This is a genomic window from Bacteriovorax stolpii (assembly GCF_002872415.1).
In the GTDB taxonomy this organism is placed as follows: Bacteria; Bdellovibrionota; Bacteriovoracia; order Bacteriovoracales; family Bacteriovoracaceae; genus Bacteriovorax; species Bacteriovorax stolpii.
The window spans coordinates 1,528,433-1,550,021 of sequence record NZ_CP025704.1; the positions used below are offsets into that span (position 1 = coordinate 1,528,433).

Below are 21,589 nucleotides of genomic sequence, written 5' to 3' on the forward strand. Positions count from 1 at the left end.
TAAATATAACCCAGGAAGTCATTTACACATTCAGAGATTTTGACTTGCTGGGTTTAAAACTTTTTGGCATAAATGAAGACGAAAAATAAAATTAGTCAGGAATTAATCGTTATGATGCCAGAAGAAATGCAGGCAACAATTGGTACGCTACTCCTTTTTTTCGCCATGGTTGCGATGATGTGCCTTCGCACTCTTTAGGAAAAATTGCGACAAATCTTCTTTATCAACTAACCGTTTAACTTTACAATCTTCTCGTGCCAAAAATTCATCGGGGAGGATGTATGACGATCGAGAAAGATTCTGTCTCTAGTTTGCGTAACCGTGCCACTTCAAGAAATCCAAGACACTTTAATGTACCTCTCGACAATTTGGGACTGCCAAAAAAAGTAAGCGATTACTATGGCGAGCTCACGTTTGATTTCAAAACATCAGAAGACATTTCAGATGCTACGAAAAAAGAAATCATCAAGGCCCTTGATGAAGGACGTGGGATTAAAAAAGATCACGCAGAAGCGATCGCTAAAGCGGTTACAGACTGGGCCGTAAGAAATGGGGCAACTCACTTCTGTCACTGGTTCCAGCCACTAACTGGTGGAACGGCAGAAAAACACGATGCCTTCTTCAGTTTAAAAGATGGCAAGCCCATCGAAAGACTTTCAGCTTCTCAGCTTATGCAAGGGGAGCCGGATGCTTCTTCATTTCCTAACGGTGGATCTCGCTCAACATTCGAAGCGCGTGGATACACAACTTGGGATTTAACAAGTCCTATGTTTTTAATTGAAACAACAAACGGAAGAACGCTTTGTATTCCAACAGCGTTCGTTTCATATTTTGGTGAGTCTCTCGATATTAAAACTCCTCTTTTAAAATCGATCTCAAAACTTAGCCCGGCAGCAACAAAGTTTCTTCAATTAGCAGGACATAAAGAAACAACTTCAGTTCACGTTACATGCGGAGCTGAACAAGAATACTTCCTGGTAGATAAAGCTTTCTACTACGCTCGCCCTGACTTAGTGATGACAGGTAGAACTCTTTTTGGAGCTCTCACAACTCGTAACCAACAGCTTGAAGATCACTACTTCGGTTTAATTCCTGACCGCGTTCTTGCTTTCATGCAAGAGCTTGATTACGAACTTCACCGCTTAGGAATTCCTTCTAAAACTCGTCACAACGAAGTTGCTCCTGGGCAATTTGAAATGGCGCCGATTTTCTCTGAAGCTAACGTTGCCTCTGACAACAACCAGATGATCATGACGACGATGAGAAGAATCGCTGAAAAACACGACATGATGGTTCTTCTTCACGAGAAACCATTTGCTGGAATCAATGGTTCTGGAAAACACGTTAACTGGTCAATGAGCGACGACACAGGATTAAACTTGTTAGAGCCAGGATCAGAACCACAATCAAATCTTCGTTTCTTAGCAACAGTTGCTGTTATCGTCGAAGCTCTTCACCGTTATTCAAAGCCACTTCGTATGGCGATCTCGGGAGCAGGTAACGATCACCGCCTGGGAGCGAACGAAGCCCCTCCAAGCATTATCTCTGCTTACTTAGGAGACACACTTGATAAAATCTTCCATACAATCATGGAAGACAAGTCATTTACTCCAAGATCAAATAACGTGATCGACTTGGGAACAAACCAACTGGCACATCTTCTACAGGACAATACTGATAGAAACAGGACATCGCCATTTGCTTTTACAGGTAACAAGTTCGAGTTCCGCGCTGTAGGATCAAGCCACGCGATCGGTTTCCCGATGACTATCTTAAACGCAGCGGTAACAGATATCTTCAATGAAGCAAACGCTTATCTTGAAGCTGAGCAAGCAAAAGGACAAACAGTAGACCAATCTCTAATGAGTTTAATTAAAAAGCTTATGGGGAACTCAATGAAAGCAGTCTTTAACGGAGACGGTTATTCGAAAGAGTGGGTTCAAGAAGCAGCAAGACGTGGTCTTCCAAACCTTCGCACGACTCCAGAAGCTCTAAAGACTATGACAAACGCAGAAGACTATAGCTTCTTAGTTCGTAACGGAATCTTTAAAGCAGAAGAGGTGACAACTCGTTATAACATTCTTCTTGAAAGATACATCAAGATCAGAGAGATCGAGTTTGAAACAATGATCGACATGATTCACCAGTACGTCATTCCATCGGGGCTTGAGTATAAATCAGTTCTTGCAAACCTGATTAAGGGACAAAAAGAAATTGGTGTCGCTTCAAACTTTGAAATGGATGCTTACAAAAAAGTATCGACAAAGATTGATGAAATTCACTCTCTGTCTACAAACCTGCAAAAAGAACTTTCAGGTGATCACTCAGACCACCAGAAGTATGCAGAAAAAATTGGAAGTGAGCTGATGACAATGGTAACAACAATGGCCGGCATCTGTAACGAACTTGAAGAATTGATCCCAAATCAGTTCTACACACTTCCAAAATACTACGACATGCTTTTCTTAAGATAATAATGATCATGTGAGGCCCTCTTCGGAGGGCCTTTTTTATTTCAACAGGCGCATATTGGCCCCAAATCTTGTGACAACCTTTCTTTAAAACGTATTCTTCTTACAATTGTCTCAATAGTGCTGACTGAAAAGGCCCTGGCTTTGATTTTTATTTTGCGGTTTTATAAAAATAAAGGATGAAAGTCGTTAAGCGAATAGTTTTGCACTTAAGATTTTATTTTTTATCCGTGACTTTGTTTTTCTTTAGAGCGATTTCAAAAATGATGGAGTTCGTTTTAAGTAAGCTTAAAGGTTAGGCCTGTTTTAAAAGCGCCAGGATGCCCAGGTTGCGAGGAGAGAGCTCCTCGTCGAAGTACTGTTCAAGTTTCACATCATAACCTTGCTCTTCCAGGTACAAGCAGCGGTCAAGTTGCAGGTAAACTTCCAGCGCGCGGCCCAGTTGCCAGCGGATAATATTGCATAAGAACATCTCACGCAGCTCTCTTTGCAGAGATGGATCGGCGTAGAACTTGTTGAAGTACTCATCTGTGAATGTGTGTTCGATTTTAAGCTCGGCCAGCTTTTCTCTGATGTAGTACTGAAAAGGTTTCCAGTAAGTCTGAATCTGGCATTCGCCTACGTCTGTGGCGTACTTGTTGTTATAGTGTTTCATCAAAAAGAGATGAAGAGCATAACGGTAATTCTTTACTCGCTCTTTTGTCTGATACGTTGAAAGCTCCATCGCTGCATGAGACCTGGTCGCCAGGCTCAGTCCAAAAAGATTGAGGCGAGTGAAGTTATTTTCTTTGTAGAAGTTCGAAAGAGGGAAGTCTACTTCAGGATTGATTCGGTAGTAGCAGCATCCAAAATTTAAAAGACCCATTGAGTGGTGATCAATAGTATTTTGAATCAGTTTGTTTGCTAATGGGCCGCACGTGTGAAGGCCAAGGCTCACTGATTTTTCATGGAAAACTTTTTCTAAAGCGGCTTGGTCTTCTTTTTTCCCAAAGGTCAGGTTCATGAACGTCACGTCTTTAGCGCCATCGAGTTTTCTGAATTTCTTCAGGCGCTCTTTTCCGATTTCCTGGAACTCGCTGTTTTGATCAATCGAGATCGAAGGGATCTGGTGATAGTGAGAAAGGACGCGGGAAAGGTGACCGACACCGCCGCCAATGTCGACGACGTAATCAAAGTGCCTTTGATCGCGGAGATTTTTTAGGACTGGGACGATCTTTTGGATTTCATGTTTTTTCTTTTTCTTCACCCCATGGAAGGCCCACATTTCCAGTGGAAGCTCTGGGGACTCGGGAATCTTTGGAACTTCGGTCAATGTCTTGATGGTCTGCACGAATTCTCTAAAAGAGCTGCCATTCAGGGCAGGGATATCGCGCTTACAATCCACGTCATAAAGCTCTTTTTCACTCAAAGAGTCCAGCAGATCCACCCATTCACGAGGGTAGTCAGAAATGGTTTCCGGGTATTCATTCATAATCTCTTCCTTCCACATCGGAGCGTAGAGATTGACGAAATCCAGGAGTTTCATAGCGTGACTTTTATAGTTCATAGGCTATACTTGATAGCATGTTTACACTAAAAAATAAAAGAATTGCAGTTTATGGGATGGGTGTTTCTGGACTCTCGGCCCTTCGTTTTGTTAAAGCTCTTGAGGGCGATCTGATCGCCATCAATGGAGGTGAAGTCAGTTCATGGGCCAAGAGTCCGGGAGTGCTTGATTTTGTCTCTAAAGAGGCGTGTTTCTCGGAAACAGACTCCGCCTTGCCAGCTAAATTAAATTCAGTTGATCTGGTGATCTTGAGCCCGGGAATTCCCCGCGACCACAAACTTCTCAAACCTCTTTTGGATAAAAACATTCCGGTGTGGGGAGAAATTGAACTCGCGTACCAATACCTTGAGGCCAATAATTTTTTAAGACCTATGATTGGTATCACTGGCACCAACGGCAAAACGACAACGACAACTTTCTTAGGTGAGATGATAGAGGCCGATCACAAAAAAGTTTTTGTCGGTGGAAACATTGGCGTTCCATTTTGTGATTACGCTTACGATGTTTTTAAAAATCAAAACCACGCCGACTTTATCCTGCTTGAACTTTCTAGTTTTCAGCTAGAGAGCATTGATCATTTCCACGTGAATGTGGCGATGATCTTAAACCTTTTCCAAAACCATGGAGAGCGCTACGCGACGATTGAAGAGTACGGGCGTTCGAAATTTTTTATCACTAATCGTTTTACAGAAAACGATGTGCTGATTTATCCGGAAGATTTTCCTATTATTAAAAACTGGGCAGAGACTCAGAAAGGAAAAAAACTTTCCATCAATACAGGAGCTCCAGAGATTGATTTTCCCATTGGGAATTTCAAACTTCCAGGAATTCACAACAAAGTAAATCTTGCTTTTATTTTAAAAGCAGCAAAGAGCTTAGGTCTTTCACCAAAGGCCATCCAGCATTCAATCGATACATTCGCCGGTGTCCATCACCGCATTGAATACGTCGACAAAGTTGTAGGTCTTCCATCTTTTCGCGCATACAACGATGCTAAGAGTACGAACTGGGACGCGACGATGACGGCAGTGAAGGCGATGGAGGATTTTAATCTTCCTATTCACTTAATCATCGGCGGGAAAAAGAGAGGGCATGGAGATTCGATTCTTCCTCATCTGGATTTCTTAAAATCAAGAGTCGCGCATTTTTACTTAATTGGTGAAATGGGGGCGGAAATTGAAAGTGAAATCAAAGGGAAAGTGTCTTATCAAAAAAAGGATACTTTGGAAGGAACATTGAAGTTTCTAAGAGAGAATTTTAGTGCCGATAAGGGAGTTTTACTTTTTTCTCCGGCATTCCCATCGTTTGATCAATTTCAAAACTACGCTCAGCGTGGTGAAACCTTCGTCAAACTTCTGGGAACACCCTCTTAGTTGCGGCTCGCTTTCCTCGATTCTTCGATACTTGCTACACGTCTTTCGGCGTTTGAATTGTTTCCATGAAAGCGGAAATTGTCGATAATTCCTACTTTGAAAAGAAACAGTCCAATAATAATGTAAACCGGGTGGAGTTTTGGTTTCATAAGCACTCTGTGTTGGGTTATAATCGTGAACGCTTTATCGGCAGACTCAGAAAAGAACTTAACTAAAAAGGTATAGTTTATGGCAAAGACTGGTTTTCTAGGAAATACGGAACTTAAAAACAATATTAACGCTTTGAAATCATTCATGAAATCAAAGAAGCTCGAGGGCTTCTATCTCTCGAGTTCAGATATTTTTTTGAATGAATATGTGCCTCTGGCCGACTGTCACCGCTATTACGTCACAGGCTTTACGGGCTCAACGGCCGAAGTTATCGTGCCGCTTGAAGGCCGAGTGATGCTTTTTATCGATGGCCGTTATTATGAACAGGCCGATCTTGAGTGCGACCCTTCTCTGGTTGAAGTTTTCAAAGTTCCTTACGGGACAGGACTTCGTCAGGCGATGAAAGAGGCAATCAGCTCTCGCAAACTAAAATCTCTAGGAGTTGAAGGGGATCGCATTGAGCTTTCTCTTTACAACGATTTTAAAACACAACTTAAGACAGAAGCGTTTAACAACGCTGAACTCTCGAAAGTCATTTCATTCCAGGACTTTTCTTTCAACAAGAAAATCATGGAGCTTCCACTTTCACTTGTTGGTGAAACAACAAAAAGCAAACTTGAGCGCATTTTAAATGACGGCGAGGTTTTCTTTATCAGCGCTCTTGATTCAATTGCATGGTTAACGAACATGCGCCGTTATGAGATGCCAAGCCAGAGTACGTTTAGGGCAAAAGCACTAGCGACTCGCGAGCGCGTTTATTTATTAATGGAGCATATTGAAGGAGAGATTCAAAGCGATGTGATCGATCTTTCTATTGGAAAGTTCTCTGAGCTGGAAAAATTTCTGGCGTTAGTAAATGAATACGAAACAGAGTGGAAGAAAAAATCTGGTGAGACAACGTACAAGTTCAACAAGATTTTCTATTCGGCCAATTCAACAAATGCCGCTGACTACTTAAAACTAAGCGCTCACTTTGGCGTTGATAAAATGATCAACAGACCAGAAGGGCTGATCCCATTCCACGCTTTAAAAAACGAAGCGGAACTTCAAGCGATGCAGGACTCTTTCAATAAAGCTGACACTGCTATCTACGAAACGATTTTATGGGTAAAAGAAAGCATTAAAAATGGAGCGAGCTTCTCAGAGCTAGATTTCTACCATAAGGCCAATGAGTTCTATAAAAACAACGGGGCCCTGGACCAAAGTTTTAATACGATTGCCGCTTTTGGACCTAACTCTTCAATCATTCACTACGGAAATCCAAGCGCCGACGTAGCGTTTAAGAAAAATGAAATGGTTCTTCTTGATTCTGGTGGATACTTTGAGTCAGGATACGCGACTGATACAACCAGAGCTTTTTTAAGTGGAGGAGAAGCAAGTCCTCGCCAAAAAGAAGTTTACACTCTTGTTCTTCAGTCTATTCTTCACACTTTAAATGCTGTGTTCCCAGAAGGGACATGGGGATCAGTGGTTGATGGTGTGGCAAGACAGCCGATCTTTAAAGCTGGTTTAAACTACAACCACGGAACAGGCCACGGAGTAGGGATCAACGTTCACGAAGGGGGCTTCAGGCTTTCAACGACGTCAAATGTTCCTCTGAGAGAAAACACTGTTGGGTCAATCGAGCCAGGAATTTACATTCCAGGTTTTGGTGGAGTCCGTTTAGAAAACGTAGCGACGGTTGAGCGCCATCCGGAGTACAAAAACATGCTTCGCTTTAAGAACATGGTGTATGTTGGATTTGATCATGACCTGATCGATTTTAATATGCTTTCTGAGCAAGAGAAGACATGGCTTGATGAGTACGAAAAAGAATGCGCAAAACGCGGTAGAAGTTTTAAATACAAAAAATAAAGAAAAAATAAAAAAAATAAAGAAGAGCGGTTTTAAACCGCTCTTTTTTTTCTCATTAATTCAACCAAAGCAATCAGGGCAAATCCAATAAACAGTCCGCCCCAGTAATTGGGTTTATCACCACCGCTAAAATCCACAGTCCCACAGCCACTAAAAGGCTGCTTTTTAGGATAGAGGTAAGAGATACCATCGATATCATCGCGGCCCAGGCTTTTTCTGTTGGCCATTGTTGCATAATACATCAGTGAGTCTTCTACCGGAGAGTGCCCCAGGCCAAAAGCATGGCCTAGTTCATGGGCGATGATAGAAGCTTTTTGTTCGGCCGATTTATTTTTAAACTGATTATTAGCTTGATCATTGATTAAAACCAACGACCCATAAATAGTGTCGCCACTGACATTATTGGGAATAGTAACCCCTAAAATAGCAGAGCTGGAAAAGTTTGAAACGTTAGTGTTGCAACTGATGAGGATATCGCTGGAGACTTCCAGGTCAGGGTTAGGTGTACAGTTCGTCGATGGAGTACAGATTGTATCAGTATGAAAAGCTGAATCGACGTTCACGATGCTTCCTTTTCTTAGTTTCAATCGGCTGGTCGGCGACTTGTTCCAGAAAGTATCGACGGCCTTGCCGATAATACTCATAAACTCTTCATCAGTGATACCAAGATTCGCGCAGAATCCTCCTGCGAGATTTACTTTGACTTCGTCTTGAGCAAAAGTCAGTTTGGCAGAATTGTTCAGAGTAAATGCCGAAGCATTAAAAGCGAGAAGAAGCCCAAGAGCTGCGAGCGTGTATTTCATAGGACATCTCCAAAGTGATAAGAGAGTGTAGCGCCAACACTAAAGGCCCTGTCTTCGCTTTCTAGAGCGTTAAAGACATAGGTGTAGAGTTCGGCAGACCAGGTCGTATTGAAGTCGTAGCTTGCGCCCAGGTTCACAATAAAGTTTCTCGAGTAGACCGGGTCTTTAGGAAGAGGGAATGAGTCGGTGCTGTTGCCGTTATTGAGTTCTTCATCTCCTCCGGGTCCCCAGATCCTGGTGAAGTAGAGGCCTGCTCCTGCAATAAAAGTCAGGTAAGACGTCTTATACTTGCCGTTTAAGAGAGCAAAGAGAGTCATGCGCTTGATATTTTCATCGCGACCTGACTTCGGGAGGGTTGCGCCAAGCTGTGGAGAAAGAGCTAATTCCTTAGTTAAAAAGATGTCATAGCTTCCAGCAAGAGTTGGAAGAAAGCTGCATGTATTAGACTTTCCTTCGCCATCAGTCTGAATTTTTCCTACGTACTCGCAGAGATTCCCCAAGGAGAAGTTTAAATCTCTTGAAGTTGGGCCCGCACTGCTGGTCGCAGCAAAGAGCGGAGTACTGATAAAAAGCATTAGTGTCAGGTATTTTATTTTCTTCATAATCGCTTAGTATTCTGTCAAAAGATTTGTTAAAATGTCTAAGAAAATTTACCTAATTGCTCACGAAATAATCCCCATCGCAAAGGACATGACTATGTTTGATAATTTCGAAATGCCAAAAGAACTTATTCCAAGTGACCCACGTTTTGGTTCAGGGCCTTCTCTTGTACCAACAGAATTTTTAGAAAGACTGGCAAAAACCGGCCATGAGTTCATGGGAACAAGCCATAGAAAGCCAGGTGTAAAAAACGTTGTTAAAGAACTTCAAGACGGAATCAAAAAATATTTTAACCTTCCAGAAGGCTACCTTGTAGCTTTAGGAAATGGTGGAGCAACACTTCTTTTTGATATGATTGCTCTAGGGATCGTTGAAAAGAAAGTCACTCACTTCACTTGTGGAGAGTTCTCTGAGAAGTGGTATAAAGCTTCTAAGCTTGTTCCGTGGATTACAGCAGAGCAAGTTTCTGTACCATTTGGAAAAGGAATTAACGGTAAGGCTGTTGCTGGGTCAGATATGATCGCAGTTACACTTAATGAAACTTCAACAGGTGTTCAGATTTCTGAACTTCCAGTCGTTGATGCTAATACAATTCTTGCAGTAGATGCTACATCTGGAGCAGGACAGTGCCCGTGTGATGTTTCTAAGACTGACCTTTTCATCTTCTCTCCACAAAAAGTTTTCGCTTCAGATGGAGGATTATGGGTAGCGATCATGTCGCCAAAAGCTCAGGCGCGCGCAAAGAAAATCGCTGCTGATAAGTCTCGCTACATTCCAGACATCATGAGCTGGGAGCACGCGATGACAAACTCAGAGGCTAACCAGACTTACAATACTCCGGCCCTTGCAACAATCTTCATTATGAATGAACAAGTAAAGAGAATGAACGAGCAAGGATACGCAGAAATTCAAAAACTTTCTCAGAAGAAAGCAGACCTGCTTTATTCATGGGCAGAATCTAAGCCATACCTTTCTTGCTTTATTGAAGAAAAACAATTCCGTTCAATCGCAGTAGCGACAATTGACGTTGATGCAAAAGTTAACGTGGATGACGTGATCAAATACCTTGAAAAGAAAAAATATGTTTACGGAATTGATGGATACAGAAAACTGGGGAGAAACCAGTTTAGAATTTCTATGTTCCATAACATCTCTTACGGGGATCTGGAGAAGTTAACAAAACTTCTTTCTCTAATGATTGAATCAAAACTTTAATTTCTCTTTTGGGCCTCACCTTCGTGTGAGGCCCTTCATTTTCTTTATCAATTCATTCCTATTTTCTAATTTTCCTTTTTTTCTTATTTTGTTACCGATGGTGTTTGCTTGGTTTTTGCTTTCGATACGTATTTTTTTCATGGTGCGATTTTCCTCCTGAGCATTCTTTCTGCATGGGAAATGCCATCGAAACTGGGACAAATTGTCACACTTACCAATGAAAAAGGACGGTATCTGCTTTGCAACTCTCAAGGGAGAAGAGGGAAATCCCTCCAACTACACAAAAGGTGATGTATGAAAGTTTTAATCCTAGCATTCTTGACCGTAACACTCCTAAATGGTCCAGTGTCCGTCAAATACCATACAGTCGCGGAACTCTACCAAAGAAATGTTGCGGATCAACTGGATCCATCGTTTCCTAAGCTGGCCTAGGATGGCCTTTCGTTCGTAGATGGGATCGAAGCATCACTTTTAATTTAAAACATTAGGAGTGAACAATGAAGTCATTAGTCCTGTCTGTCTTTGTGATTTGCTCTCTTAACCTTGCCCATGGGGCCGAAAGTGTGCCCTATAATATCCTCGATGAATTAAATCCGCGCGACCCACAGATTGAAGAAATCCTCCAATATTATGACGAACGCTACACCGAAGAAACTGGGCAATCGCCATTCATAGGTGAAGGTGGCCTGGAGAAAGGTTGGTGTTACCAAAGCGCTTGCCCTGTTTGGGCGCGAATCATCCGTGCAGAGCAAATGATGTATCTCTACATCGATGGAGTGGTAACTTATGTCTGGCTGGTTTCAACCGGTATGTCTGGATACAGAACACCGGCGATGGATCAAAACCCTAACGGAAGAATTTATGACCGTTACTCGTCAACTACCTGGCCAGGTGGTGATTACAACGGACTTGGTAATATGCCTTACGCCGTCTTTATTTACGGAGGATATGCCATTCACGGAACAACCAGAGGGAATTGGCCAATGTTAGGAAAACCAGCTTCTCACGGATGCATTCGCCTGCATCCTGACAATGCCTTTATCTTTAACCGCATGGTTAGAAATACTGGTGTAGGTTCAGTATGGGTAACAGTGGAATAAAGCTCATGAGGGTCTTTTTTCTGATAATGATCACAGCGGCCCCACCAAGATAACTCCAATAGGGAACAAGCTTGCTTAAGAAATAATCCATTTTCTCAAGCCAGCTTGCTCTTTTATCTCCCGGTTGCCTGATAAATTTATCAAGCCTCGAAAGAATAAGACTTCTTTCAACTTCCATATCAGGAAACATTTTACGGATGAGTTTTAAATCTTCTGAGTTAAGCTTTCTTTCATCTGGAGTGATATGGTGGTCGAGTGAGGGCGTATTGGGGAAAAGCTTTTTCATAAGTTTGGTATTTCTTAGCCTGTCTAGTAAAGGAACATCCAGAGGCTCTCTGAAAATAGCGATACCGTTTTCTTTGAGGACACGATGAATTTCATTCATTGCTGCTGCTATGTCGACGTGATGAAGAATATCAATTCCGACAATCGTGTCAAAAGAGTGATCTGGAAAAGGAAGACTTTCGGCCGCACAGACCACAAAGCGCGCGCTCTCATCCGTGGGATAAAGAGAGAAAATCTCACGACAGTTTTTTACATTTTCTTCACAGATATCAAAGCCAGTGACCTGGTAGCCAATCTTGGAAAATCTCAAAGCATTATCGCCGGGACCACAGCCGAAATCCAGGAGTGAGACTGGTGTGTGGTAAATCGACTGGTAATGTCGCTTTGAGAGCTCATACGTTCTCCAGTAACTATTCCAAGGCCTCTGCTCTTTTCCTTCAACCGGAGAGAGGTCAATGCGCTTGGTTGGGTCAAACGTCAGAGCGTATTGTTCATAGTAGGTTTTTTCTCTGGCCTGCCTTTCTGTGAGCATAAATCTCCTTAAGAGTGATGTGCCTTTATATTTCTACCGAAGGAGAAAGACTCCTTGAATTTAATTTTTGTTTAAGCTTCGGTGTTGAATCTCTCATCATACTGTCAAAAGTATAGACACCATATAGTTTATAACCCTCTAAAAAGATGACTTCAGCTTTGGGTCTAAAACTTGCTTCTGACACCTACGAATGAGGCATATTTTTATGAAAAGATGGATAGCAGTCTTTGCATTACTATTTTTAGGTATTCAAAGTGGAGTCACGTATTCCGCAGAAAAACCTGTGACTATAAAGACCGTACTTCATGACGCCTATGGGGGAGAGTTTAAAGTAGCCCTTACTAAATACACCAATCACAATGGCGAGTTTGAGGTGCGCATTGAAGCGGCAGGGATTCCTCGTTTTGCCAGCAAGATTAATCCTGTTATAGGTTTTGGCCGTGATATCGATGGAAACGGAAAAATTGATTCATGGTTTTTAATCACGAAACAAGGAATCGACTTAGTGAGACTAGAAGGATCTGACCCTACGGGGACAGATATTTTAGGTGATATCTTAGTAAAAAAATACCGCTCAACATTTACGATGTATGCCAGCTCGGCAGCCTCAAGCCTTTTGAGTTATCTCTTTTTATCAGTAAGTGCTGGAGTGGATGTCCAGGAAGAGTATTACCGCGACTGGATGGACTTAGAAGAGATGCGCATTCAATTTGAAGACGATATGGCGAACTTTGGTTCAGCTTACACATACAACCAGATACAGTATCACCATGAACTTATCTCTATGGGGTTTAAGGATCTTGCAAACCGCATGGAAACTTTTGGAAAGAAAACTTTCTGGGGTTATGCTTTCGCTGATATCGGATTGTGGATCACTGGCGGTGTTGTGCTTAACTGGGGAGCTAAAATCCTGGCAAAAGTCGGATTAATTGCTTCAGAAACGGCATTCGTCACAACAGTAAAAGAAACTTTGATTGGCTTCTTTGAAAAACAAAAGGTAGCAATTGAAAGCCGTTTATCTGTACTCAAGGAGAAAGTGGCAAGTACCAAAGCGAAGTTTGGAATGAAAGTCGCAGAAAAAGAAGTGGTCACAGCTTTAACAATAGCGACTTATAAAAAAGCATTAACTGCGACGATTAAATCACAAAAGATGAAACAACGTCTTCGCCTGTATCTGGCAAAATCTATCAAGTGGCCTAAGAAAATCCTCATCGGAGCAAAGTCTGAATGGCAGTACATTGCTCTCAATACAGGAGTGCAGATGGGGTCAGAGGCCGTGGCCCGTTATGATGAGATTTATGATCCTAATCCGCTAGTCATGGCAAAAAATTTAGCGACTAATCCTGAAGTGATTCAGAACGTAGGATTCATGACGACAGATACAATTCTTATGACTGGTATTTCAAAAAATCTAAAAACCACAAAGGCGCGTTTTATGGCCAGTGGAGCAGTGGCGATTACGAACTCATCTGTTGTAAATTTTGCTCTTAAAGATGAAGCCAATATTTCTCGCGTTGCTTTTGATACGGCATGGGAGACTGTGGTAGGAAATGCTCAAGTACAGATTGACTTAAAGGCCCTGGAGTATTTTGAGAAGATGGCCTTAAAGAAAGGAAATCCTAAACTAAAGCTTGTTGGTTATGCTATCGCGCTGGTTGATATGGGTGTTGGGTATGTGACCTATTCGAAAGTGACATCGGCGCTGGAGAAAAAAGACGAGGCATCTGTGTCTGAACCGAAGCTGATGCTTGTTCCGGTTTTAGCAGAGAATTAAAATCTATTCACATTTTTTGTACTTTAGATTTAAGAAAACGAAATTTCGTTTGAGAAAACTGATTATCGCTATTGAAAGAAACACTGGGACATATGAAGTGAAATAACTTTTTATTTTCCTATAAGAGACAGAGGGGAAACTCCTAACTGATTTGCAATGGCCGTAATCGTGCTCATTCTAAAATCTTCGGCCTTTACATTCTCCAATTCCCATACTGTAGAAGTTGCAATTTTTGCCGCTGTAGCGAGGTCTATCCTCTCGTTGAGCGAGAAGGGATACCTGAAATTTATCATGAGTGGCTGACGGTTGGGACGAAGGAAGCTTCTGGTTGGTTTAGAATCAGGCCTGAATTAAGAGAGTGCATTTCTTTTAAGCAGATCAATCTTGTGAACCCCGTAATGGATGAGGAAGCTTTTGATGTTGTTTTTTGTCGGAACGTGCTGATTTATTTTCAAACCGATACGATAGAGAAGGTTAATGAGCTGCTTTACAAAAACGTAAGGCCCGGCGGACATTGTTTTCTTGGTCACTCGGAGAGTTTTCAGAATATTTCGCATAAGTGGAAGAATGCGGGGATATCGGTTTATAAGAAATAGACATGGGGACTAATCATCCCCTTTTGTTGGCACTTTTTTTATCATAGCTTCGCACTTTCTTTGTTCAAGAAAATAACAATCCAATCATTTATGCCTTTTTTTATTTATTTTTAAAATAAAACTCATATTTCTTTTAGAATAATCCGAAGTTCGATCTGTTATTTTAGTAAACAAATAAAGGAATAATTATGAAAAGTCTTATGACTTTGACAGGGATTCTTGCGTTCTCTTTTAGCTCTTTTGCTACAGGAAGAGAGTATTCTTGTCCTCCTAGCGTTGAAAAGCAGGCATTAGAGTGTTCTGGTACAGTAAGTGTTACAAGTGTGGCAGAGCTTAATTCTTATGCGAATGATCTAGGACTAAAAAAAGGAAAAGCGAAAAACTTAACTATTACTTCTTCTCTTGGTCTTACTTCAGATCTGGTGATTTCTTCGCCGTGTACGATTAAGATTGCTGATGATGTTGTACTGAGTTCAACTGGCAACATTTGCTTTCATGGACAAAATGGAATCAATATTGGTGAGAGATTTAAGTTTAATGGGAAGAACCTTTCCCTAGAAGGCCGCGATGAAGTCATCGTTAAGATTAATTCGGAGTTAACCGGCCAAGATATTAAGCTACTTTCTAATGGTTCTGGAGATACAAGTAAGACTCATATTAGAGATGGGGCGATTATTAATGCCGCAAATCTTTTGCTTGAATCACATGATAAAGGATCTATTGGAAAAAATTCGGCATTAACGTTGACTGGCACCTTGGGAATATATGCCTTAGGTGATGATGAAGCCTCTATTCGTGTAGGAACTCAGGTCTCGGCCAATAAAATCGAGATTTCATCTACGGAAGAAACCCGAGTGGCTAAAAATGTAGCGCTCAATGCCGCTGAGATTATTCTAAACGGGTCAGTATGCACTATTGATAAAACCGCTTCATTAACAGCGGCCGATAAGATGGGGAATTGCTTTTTAGGAAGTATTGGAAAAGCTGGTTTTACTATTGATAAAAACCAAGGCACTAATCCACTAACAGTCCATTTTAATGCCTCGGCGGTTGTATCAGAGGCCAAAGGTTTTGTTTGGTCCTTTGGAGATGGGGAAACAGTAAACACTTTATCTCCGACGATTTTTCACGTGTATAATCGAGTCGGCTCATTTACTGCCAGTTTAAAATATGCAACTAAAGATAACTTCAAAGGTCTAAAAAACGCTGGATTTGTCCAAATTGATGTTAAAGCACCAGTGGTGAATCAGACAACAACTCCTCCTCGCGGAAATTTTAGTTACGCCCAGGATGGAACGTTTGTTTACCTAAAAGCGTTTATTCGTAAAACTCAGTTTGATATAGCAAGCGCTTACTACGTCATCGACGATAATCAAAATAATAAAATCTACATGACTAACTTCTATCAAAACTCGATTTCGAGTGTTGAGATGAATACATTTGGAACTCATAAAGTGACGATGTATGTAGAAGACATCCAAGGTCAAAAATACAATACGACCATGATGATCGACCTGAAGCAAAATGAAGATGACATTGCTCCAGTTGTTCGTTTCTATGGGGAACAGTCAGCTCCAAGAACGGCCTTTATTAATATGGCCTCTTCATTCATTCCTTATCCAGACGAATTTTTAAAAGACTTTAAAGTTGAGTTTGGTGATGGACAGGTTGTTGAAGTTCACGATGCAGTGTCGGTTGTTCACACCTATGCAGCTCCTGGAACTTACAACGTAAAGGTGACAGCTGAGTTTAACGGAAATGAGAGATTCGCTATTATTCCAGTTACTGTAACTAATGATAACAAACCGGCCTTGAATCCAGTCGCGGCCTTTGATTACCACTTATTCGACTTTGCAGGGAACGTGACATTTAACGACGACCGTTCAGCGACTCCAAACGGAGAGATTATTTCTTATGTTTGGAATTTTGGTGATGGGACGCAGGCCTACGGAAAATTGGTTTCTCACTTCTTTGGGCCAGGGGATCACGTTGTCTCGTTAACTGTAACGGACACAATGGGATTGACGTCAACTCAGAGACAAATGATTTCGATTGCTGAACCAGGGGACGATATTGTGTCGAATCTTTCTTGCTGGAAAGATGGCGATAAGAAGATTGCCTGTGATGTGTTTGCGCTTGATAAGTTTGATGAGATTACACGCGTGCGTGTTCAGTGGGGGGATGGAACGAGTGTGAACTTGACTAACCAGGCGGAGATTGAAGAGTGGGGGTTGTATTTTGCTGAGCACGTTTATCAAAATTATGGGACTTATAATTTGAGATTGACGGTGGATACGGCGAGAGGGCAGACGAAGTATGCGTATGTGAGTGAGACGTTTCAGGAGTCCCCTTCTTCTAATCTGCCTCCAATTGCTTTTTTACAATGTTTAACAAGTGGTCTGCGTATTGAGTGCGATGGTTTAAATTCTTACGATCCAGAAAATGCGATTATTAGTTATCAAGTAGATTGGGGAGATGGAAATATTCAAAATTTCACTTCATCTATTTTTACGCACACATATGAGCTATCTGCTGTTTATCAGGTACGTCTCATTGTAACCGATGATCACTTTCAGTCAAATGAGATTCGTCTTTCTATAATGGCTTTAAAGGTCGATAATATAAACCCTATAGCTCGTTTGAATTGTTTTTCAGTATATCCTTTTACTGTAGAATGCGATTCTTTGTCTTCTTTTGATACCGATGGAAATATAGTTTTATTTGAGTATTCTTTTAATGAAGAAGCGATTGTATCTCGAAGTACGCCAGAGAAAATTACCTATACTTTTGCGACTAGCGATCCGAAGGTGATCTCTTTAAAAGTCGTGGATAATGATGGTGGTATTAGTTTTGGGCAAACGGAAGTTAGTCTGAAAATAAATTCAACACCAAAAATCGAGAGCCTATATTGTTATGACGGTAAAACATTTCAGCTGCAATGTTACGCTCAAGCCTTTGATCCAGATTATTATGATAATATCTCAGAATATTTATGGTCAGCGAATTTAGATAGCCAGCCAATAAGTACATTGTTAGGCAATTCAATATTGTTAGAATATTCAGAACCTGGAGAAAAAGAAATAGTTTTAACAGTTAAAGATCAATTTGGCGGCGAAGCAAGCAAAACAATAAAAGTAAATGTTAAAGAAAATAAACCACCGCAAGCAGATGGTTATTGCTATGCTGTTATTGATGGAATGGTTGAGTGCTTTTCCTACGCTTTTGATGAGGATGGAGAAGTAAAAAAAGTTCAATGGGATTTTGGTAATGGGCACATTGTAGAGGGAAGTTTTGTTACTCATTATTACGGATATAATGAAGAAGTTGTAATACAAATGAAGGTTTTTGATAACTTTGGCCTAGAGTCGACTAAAGAGTTTAGAGTTAATTCTACTATTAATTTTTTACCTAGTTTTGATCTTAGTGAAAATGTAATTGTGGGACATTTACCGTTAGAATTTAAAATTAGCATAAAAAATTCTAAAGATAATGATGGAATTATTACTTCGATGAAATGGATGCTGGATAATGTTGAGGTAGGACAAGGAGAAAGTTTAAATTACACAGTTCTCAATGAAGGAGTCCACATATTAAAAGCAGTGCTTACAGATAATCGAGGTGGTGTTTCTGAAAAAAGTATTGAAGTGAGAACTTCAAATCCTTCTGATCTAATCATTAATTCAAGCGAAGATGAAGGGGGGTTGCCTTTAAGAGTTTCATTTGATGCTAACAATTCCCACGATAATAATGGGATTATAAAGTATGAATGGTTTGTTGCGGGAGAAAAAATGGGTGAAGGAGCAAACTTTGAATATCTGTTTGATGATGAAAATGAAAAAACTGTAGAGTTGAGGGCTACAAATACATATGGAGTTACAACAACTATCTCTAAAAAAATGAATCTGCTTAAACCTCTATTGTATGTCACAAATGAAAAAAGCATTGAAGCTGCAATAGGTGAAGAATTGTCATTAAGTATTTCAACTCTTGGCGGCGAGGTTGAAGGCTTGAATTACAACTTGATTAATTATCCAGAAGGAATGCAAATACATGATGCCCAAGTATCTTGGGTACCAAATGAGAATGATATCGGTAAAAATAGCTTTGAAATCCAAGTCGCCTCTGGCAATTTGACTTATACAAAAAAAATCTTCATTAATGTTTATAAACAAAAGTTAGTCGGAAGTTTTAGTTTGCTGCCAAATGATCAAGTCATTGAGTTAAGTAACCCAAGTTCACGTTTTTCAGGCACGCGAATCATTTTTAATCCTATTTCTGAAGGTAGGCATGTTGAAATTTTTGAAGGCAATGTTAGCGGCAGAGATTTTATGTATGTAAAATCTTCAAAGAATGAAATTGTTAATGTTCAATTTCCAGAAGAAGTTCAGTTGGATAATTCTAAAAAAGGAATGTTAAACAAAGGCTTCAATTTGAAATCTATTTTTAATGGCCTGGAAAAAACTATAGGTACAATTGTATGTACAGCATCTCCAATGTATTTTGCTGAATTAAATGCTAATTTGTTTTATGATTTTGCAAAAAAATACCGTTCTGTAGATACAGAAAACCGAGGTATATATGCTAAGATTTTCGTTTCTGAGGAATTGTATCGCAGTGGACAGCTAGACTTAGTGCTGAATGCTATTCAGTTCTCCAAAGAGAAGTTCGATCTTTTTAAGAAAGATAGTCGTATCTATTTTAACCTAGATGACGTTCCAGAAATGAAGCCTGTTGGACAAACTCAAAAACATTCTGTGAGTACTTTTTATGTAACAATACCAAAAACATGGTCACAATCAATAAACACAGATGAAATGAAGATGGCTTTTATAAGGGCTGTTGTAAATCACGAGTTTTATCACACAAAACAAAACTTATTATCATCGTGTGGACAGCCTATTTTTGAAAATAATTCTGATCATTCATTTAATACTTTAGTCGAAAGCTCCGCAGAATATTTTGGGATTAAAAGCTTATCAGAATCAGATAGAAAGATTGTCTTGCGATCTATTTTTTATGGTTCTCAAATGAATAGAATATTAAGCGAAAGTGTTATTAATGATGGGATATTGAATAGTGATATAGAAATTGCAGATAATGATTACCGAAATTTCGTTTTCTGGGATACTTACTTAAGACAGTACACAGGACAATCGCACAGTTTAGATGATGTTTTTAGATTTCTTGATAGTTATGAACCAATAAAAATTCCGCTTCAGATGGATGGAAATAAATTTTTAAAAGCATATTCAAATTCTCAAGGATTATCTTTGGATAAATTCTTATTTCATTTGTTGATTGACCTGAGTTCTCCAACCTATGCTGTAGATGGCGATAGCCTTATCGCTTTACATGACTCTACAGATTCACCAATTTTAAAAATATTGAAAGATCCAAGGGAATATAGTTTTTGGGAGCATTCTACCTTTTTTGATCGTGTCGTAACTAAAACACAAGATGCAATAAATTCTAATCATATGAAAATTTCAAGTTTGTCAGGGAAAAGAATTTATTTCAATAATAGTAATCCAGAGATTGGAAACTTGAATGGAGGGGTGGGGGTTAGCCTTCCAGTTCTATTAAAATTAAAGGTATCCAGTCCTGAAATTAAATTTAAACTAAGACAATTTCAAAGATCGGCCTACTATCGCAATTATGAGCAAGAGCTTGGGGCATATTCAGTAAAACAAATACAGAATGGTAATGAATATACTATTGGTTTTTATAATTCTAATCAGTCTGTCGCCTTCTTAGATATATTAAATCAGAATGACAAAAAAGAAGAGGTAGAGATTAAACTTGAATCTAACACAAGGAGCCAGTCTGTTAATGTAACATCCGTCAATTCTTGGGAGAAGGCTATTCTTATAGATTGTGGTGGTGTGTGTTTTGGCTCCGGGGTAAATATTTACTATAATTTCCGATCAACATCATCGTCAAATCAATGTTATTCTTATGGAAGGGCTTGGCGAAATGACAACAGGCAGTATATGATAGGTTTTTATGGCGACTGTAAGGTTAACCTTACCTATAGTCCGGGAATTTTAACAGATAGTATTGAAACTAAAAACTATAGTTCAGGAGTTGTAAATTTTTACAGCGTATTCAACAACGGTGAGTGGTTCTTTGCAAATTAATTTAAAGAGAATGTACATTAGAGTGTTTTCATCACCTTGGTTATATCCTAGCTTGATTGTAACAGATTGGTTTTTTGCAAGTGTTTATTATTTGCATAAGTATTATGTTGATAAAATGATGATACTAGATACAAAATTCCTTATCTTTTTTAAGCCAAGTTATTATGCTTATTCTTATAGACATGATCGAGGTTTTGCATTCTCTGTGTTTGCTATTCATTTTGTCTTGTTAATGTTTTTTTTGCTCTTTTCAAATAGGAATAAAGTCTCAAAAAGAGTTAATATTCATTTTTTTATCTTTTTATTTATTATAAATTTTTTATATCGCAACCAAAACTATACCGGTGATAATTATTGGGTAAAACTATATACTTCTTCTGACTACTCACCTTTGAGGAATTATTTAAAAGATGTAGAACAAAATTTTAAGTTTAATACTGTAAAAACGCCCTTTGGTATATTTGAAATGCAGTCAGCTTATTCGGCGAATAGGCGAATAATTAATGATAGGGTCTATCGAAATCATTCAGACTGTATTGTTAATTACGAAAAAGGCTATCCCGAAAAATGCATTGTTTTTCCTTTTCGAGAAGGCAGTAGCAATACTTACCCTTAGAAAATTGCAAAGATTATTAATGAATATGGAGAATCTTTGATTTAGGTTTTGTTATTTTTTTGAAAGAGGATTGTGAGAAAGATACGAATGTCTTTTAATATTTATTCAAATGAAGCTTCCTTCGAAAGCATTTCTTTATTACTTCCCTCTCCAAATACAACTATCAATAAAAAAATGATGAATATTAATAAACACCGGAAACGCAATATAAAAAAAGATCGTCCCTAACCCCGTCACCGTCCCAAACAAAATATCTAAATAATTCGGTACCATCTCAAAAAACAAGACCCCTGCCAGCACCAAAAAGAAAACCTGAACTAAATGACTCTTAAACGCCATTTGATGATGCCCTTCAATTTTCGAAGCAAACAACAAATACTGAAGCGAATGAAAAAACGGAATAGCATAGAGTGAATACTCCATCTGTCTCACTGGTGGAAGCCACCAAACAATAAAGGCCAGGTAAACAACAATCGCTCGAACGGGAACTAATGACCTGACCCCGAAAATCTGGACTATTCAAAACCTTACACTCTG

At 39.7% G+C, this 21,589-nt stretch carries 15 protein-coding genes; 10 read left to right on the forward strand and 5 right to left on the reverse strand.

Features of this window, described 5'->3' with window-relative positions; all coding sequences use genetic code 11:
• Positions 1–72 precede the first annotated feature (72 nt).
• Both C0V70_RS19280 and C0V70_RS07625 read left to right on the forward strand, forming a co-directional pair.
• Positions 73–198: a hypothetical protein gene (locus C0V70_RS19280; RefSeq protein ID WP_272868927.1), complete on the forward strand. Its 126-nt coding sequence runs from the start codon at positions 73–75 to the stop codon at positions 196–198.
• Between the two features lie 83 nt (positions 199–281).
• Positions 282–2,474 (forward strand): glutamine synthetase III family protein, encoded by a 2,193-nt coding sequence (locus C0V70_RS07625; RefSeq protein WP_102243271.1) that lies wholly within the window; start codon positions 282–284, stop codon positions 2,472–2,474.
• Positions 2,475–2,766: 292 nt separating this feature from the next.
• Here C0V70_RS07625 and C0V70_RS07630 read toward each other — a convergent pair whose 3' ends face one another.
• Entirely contained in the window at positions 2,767–4,017 is a 1,251-nt protein-coding gene (locus tag C0V70_RS07630) for a methyltransferase (protein WP_102243272.1), read from the reverse strand.
• Between the two features lie 17 nt (positions 4,018–4,034).
• Between C0V70_RS07630 and murD the strand changes: the two genes are divergently transcribed.
• On the forward strand, positions 4,035–5,390 hold the full coding sequence (murD, locus tag C0V70_RS07635; RefSeq protein ID WP_102243273.1) for a UDP-N-acetylmuramoyl-L-alanine--D-glutamate ligase: 1,356 nt from the start codon (positions 4,035–4,037) through the stop codon (positions 5,388–5,390).
• Here murD and C0V70_RS18995 read toward each other — a convergent pair.
• On the reverse strand, positions 5,387–5,539 hold the full coding sequence (locus tag C0V70_RS18995; protein WP_158649614.1) for a hypothetical protein: 153 nt from the start codon (positions 5,537–5,539) through the stop codon (positions 5,387–5,389). The genes murD and C0V70_RS18995 overlap by 4 nt on opposite strands.
• 79 nt (positions 5,540–5,618) lie before the next feature.
• Here C0V70_RS18995 and C0V70_RS07640 point away from each other — a divergent pair, with 79 nt between their 5' ends.
• A complete protein-coding gene (locus C0V70_RS07640; protein ID WP_102243274.1) occupies positions 5,619–7,394 on the forward strand; it encodes a M24 family metallopeptidase in 1,776 nt (591 codons plus the stop codon).
• A 32-nt stretch (positions 7,395–7,426) separates the two neighbouring features.
• On the opposite strand, the gene C0V70_RS07645 is transcribed toward C0V70_RS07640, so the two are convergent.
• Both C0V70_RS07645 and C0V70_RS07650 read right to left on the reverse strand, forming a co-directional pair.
• The gene (locus C0V70_RS07645) at positions 7,427–8,197 is read right to left on the reverse strand and encodes a matrixin family metalloprotease (protein ID WP_102243275.1); all 771 of its coding nucleotides are present in this window, start codon (positions 8,195–8,197) and stop codon (positions 7,427–7,429) included.
• The gene (locus tag C0V70_RS07650; protein WP_102243276.1) at positions 8,194–8,799 is read right to left on the reverse strand and encodes a transporter; all 606 of its coding nucleotides are present in this window, start codon (positions 8,797–8,799) and stop codon (positions 8,194–8,196) included. The genes C0V70_RS07645 and C0V70_RS07650 overlap by 4 nt, the downstream gene beginning before the upstream one ends.
• Before the next feature lie 94 nt (positions 8,800–8,893).
• Here C0V70_RS07650 and C0V70_RS07655 point away from each other — a divergent pair, with 94 nt between their 5' ends.
• Together C0V70_RS07655 and C0V70_RS07660 are read left to right on the forward strand one after the other, a co-directional pair.
• Positions 8,894–10,012, forward strand: a complete 1,119-nt coding sequence (locus tag C0V70_RS07655; RefSeq protein ID WP_102243277.1) for an aminotransferase class V-fold PLP-dependent enzyme — start codon at positions 8,894–8,896, stop codon at positions 10,010–10,012.
• 497 nt (positions 10,013–10,509) lie between these two features.
• Positions 10,510–11,112 carry a L,D-transpeptidase gene (locus tag C0V70_RS07660; RefSeq protein ID WP_102243278.1) on the forward strand — a complete coding sequence of 201 codons (603 nt, stop codon included), beginning with the start codon at positions 10,510–10,512 and terminating at the stop codon, positions 11,110–11,112.
• On the opposite strand, the gene C0V70_RS07665 is transcribed toward C0V70_RS07660, so the two are convergent.
• Complete coding sequence (locus C0V70_RS07665) at positions 11,069–11,929, reverse strand: class I SAM-dependent methyltransferase (RefSeq protein WP_102243279.1); 861 nt, start codon at positions 11,927–11,929, stop codon at positions 11,069–11,071. The genes C0V70_RS07660 and C0V70_RS07665 overlap by 44 nt on opposite strands.
• A gap of 205 nt (positions 11,930–12,134) precedes the next feature.
• Here C0V70_RS07665 and C0V70_RS07670 point away from each other — a divergent pair, with 205 nt between their 5' ends.
• The 4 genes from C0V70_RS07670 to C0V70_RS07685 all read left to right on the forward strand — a co-directional run bounded on the left by C0V70_RS07670 (position 12,135) and on the right by C0V70_RS07685 (position 21,052).
• Positions 12,135–13,703: a hypothetical protein gene (locus tag C0V70_RS07670; protein ID WP_102243280.1), complete on the forward strand. Its 1,569-nt coding sequence runs from the start codon at positions 12,135–12,137 to the stop codon at positions 13,701–13,703.
• Positions 13,704–14,002: 299 nt separating this feature from the next.
• The gene (locus tag C0V70_RS19395) at positions 14,003–14,299 is read left to right on the forward strand and encodes a CheR family methyltransferase (protein ID WP_424923488.1); all 297 of its coding nucleotides are present in this window, start codon (positions 14,003–14,005) and stop codon (positions 14,297–14,299) included.
• A 188-nt stretch (positions 14,300–14,487) separates the two neighbouring features.
• Positions 14,488–20,436 carry a PKD domain-containing protein gene (locus C0V70_RS07680; protein ID WP_102243282.1) on the forward strand — a complete coding sequence of 1,983 codons (5,949 nt, stop codon included), beginning with the start codon at positions 14,488–14,490 and terminating at the stop codon, positions 20,434–20,436.
• Positions 20,414–21,052: a hypothetical protein gene (locus tag C0V70_RS07685; RefSeq protein ID WP_102243283.1), complete on the forward strand. Its 639-nt coding sequence runs from the start codon at positions 20,414–20,416 to the stop codon at positions 21,050–21,052. The genes C0V70_RS07680 and C0V70_RS07685 overlap by 23 nt, the downstream gene beginning before the upstream one ends.
• The last annotated feature ends 537 nt before the right edge of the window (positions 21,053–21,589 follow it).

Bases quoted from the DNA above. Each gene is read 5' to 3' on its own strand.
- C0V70_RS19280 (WP_272868927.1), top strand. From the start codon at position 73: ATGAAGACGAAAAATAAAATTAGTCAGGAATTAATCGTTATGATGCCA.
- C0V70_RS07625 (WP_102243271.1), top strand. From the start codon at position 282: ATGACGATCGAGAAAGATTCTGTCTCTAGTTTGCGTAACCGTGCCACT.
- C0V70_RS07630 (WP_102243272.1), bottom strand. From the start codon at position 4,017: ATGAACTATAAAAGTCACGCTATGAAACTCCTGGATTTCGTCAATCTC.
- murD (WP_102243273.1), top strand. From the start codon at position 4,035: ATGTTTACACTAAAAAATAAAAGAATTGCAGTTTATGGGATGGGTGTT.
- C0V70_RS18995 (WP_158649614.1), bottom strand. From the start codon at position 5,539: ATGAAACCAAAACTCCACCCGGTTTACATTATTATTGGACTGTTTCTT.
- C0V70_RS07640 (WP_102243274.1), top strand. From the start codon at position 5,619: ATGGCAAAGACTGGTTTTCTAGGAAATACGGAACTTAAAAACAATATT.
- C0V70_RS07645 (WP_102243275.1), bottom strand. From the start codon at position 8,197: ATGAAATACACGCTCGCAGCTCTTGGGCTTCTTCTCGCTTTTAATGCT.
- C0V70_RS07650 (WP_102243276.1), bottom strand. From the start codon at position 8,799: ATGAAGAAAATAAAATACCTGACACTAATGCTTTTTATCAGTACTCCG.
- C0V70_RS07655 (WP_102243277.1), top strand. From the start codon at position 8,894: ATGTTTGATAATTTCGAAATGCCAAAAGAACTTATTCCAAGTGACCCA.
- C0V70_RS07660 (WP_102243278.1), top strand. From the start codon at position 10,510: ATGAAGTCATTAGTCCTGTCTGTCTTTGTGATTTGCTCTCTTAACCTT.
- C0V70_RS07665 (WP_102243279.1), bottom strand. From the start codon at position 11,929: ATGCTCACAGAAAGGCAGGCCAGAGAAAAAACCTACTATGAACAATAC.
- C0V70_RS07670 (WP_102243280.1), top strand. From the start codon at position 12,135: ATGAAAAGATGGATAGCAGTCTTTGCATTACTATTTTTAGGTATTCAA.
- C0V70_RS07680 (WP_102243282.1), top strand. From the start codon at position 14,488: ATGAAAAGTCTTATGACTTTGACAGGGATTCTTGCGTTCTCTTTTAGC.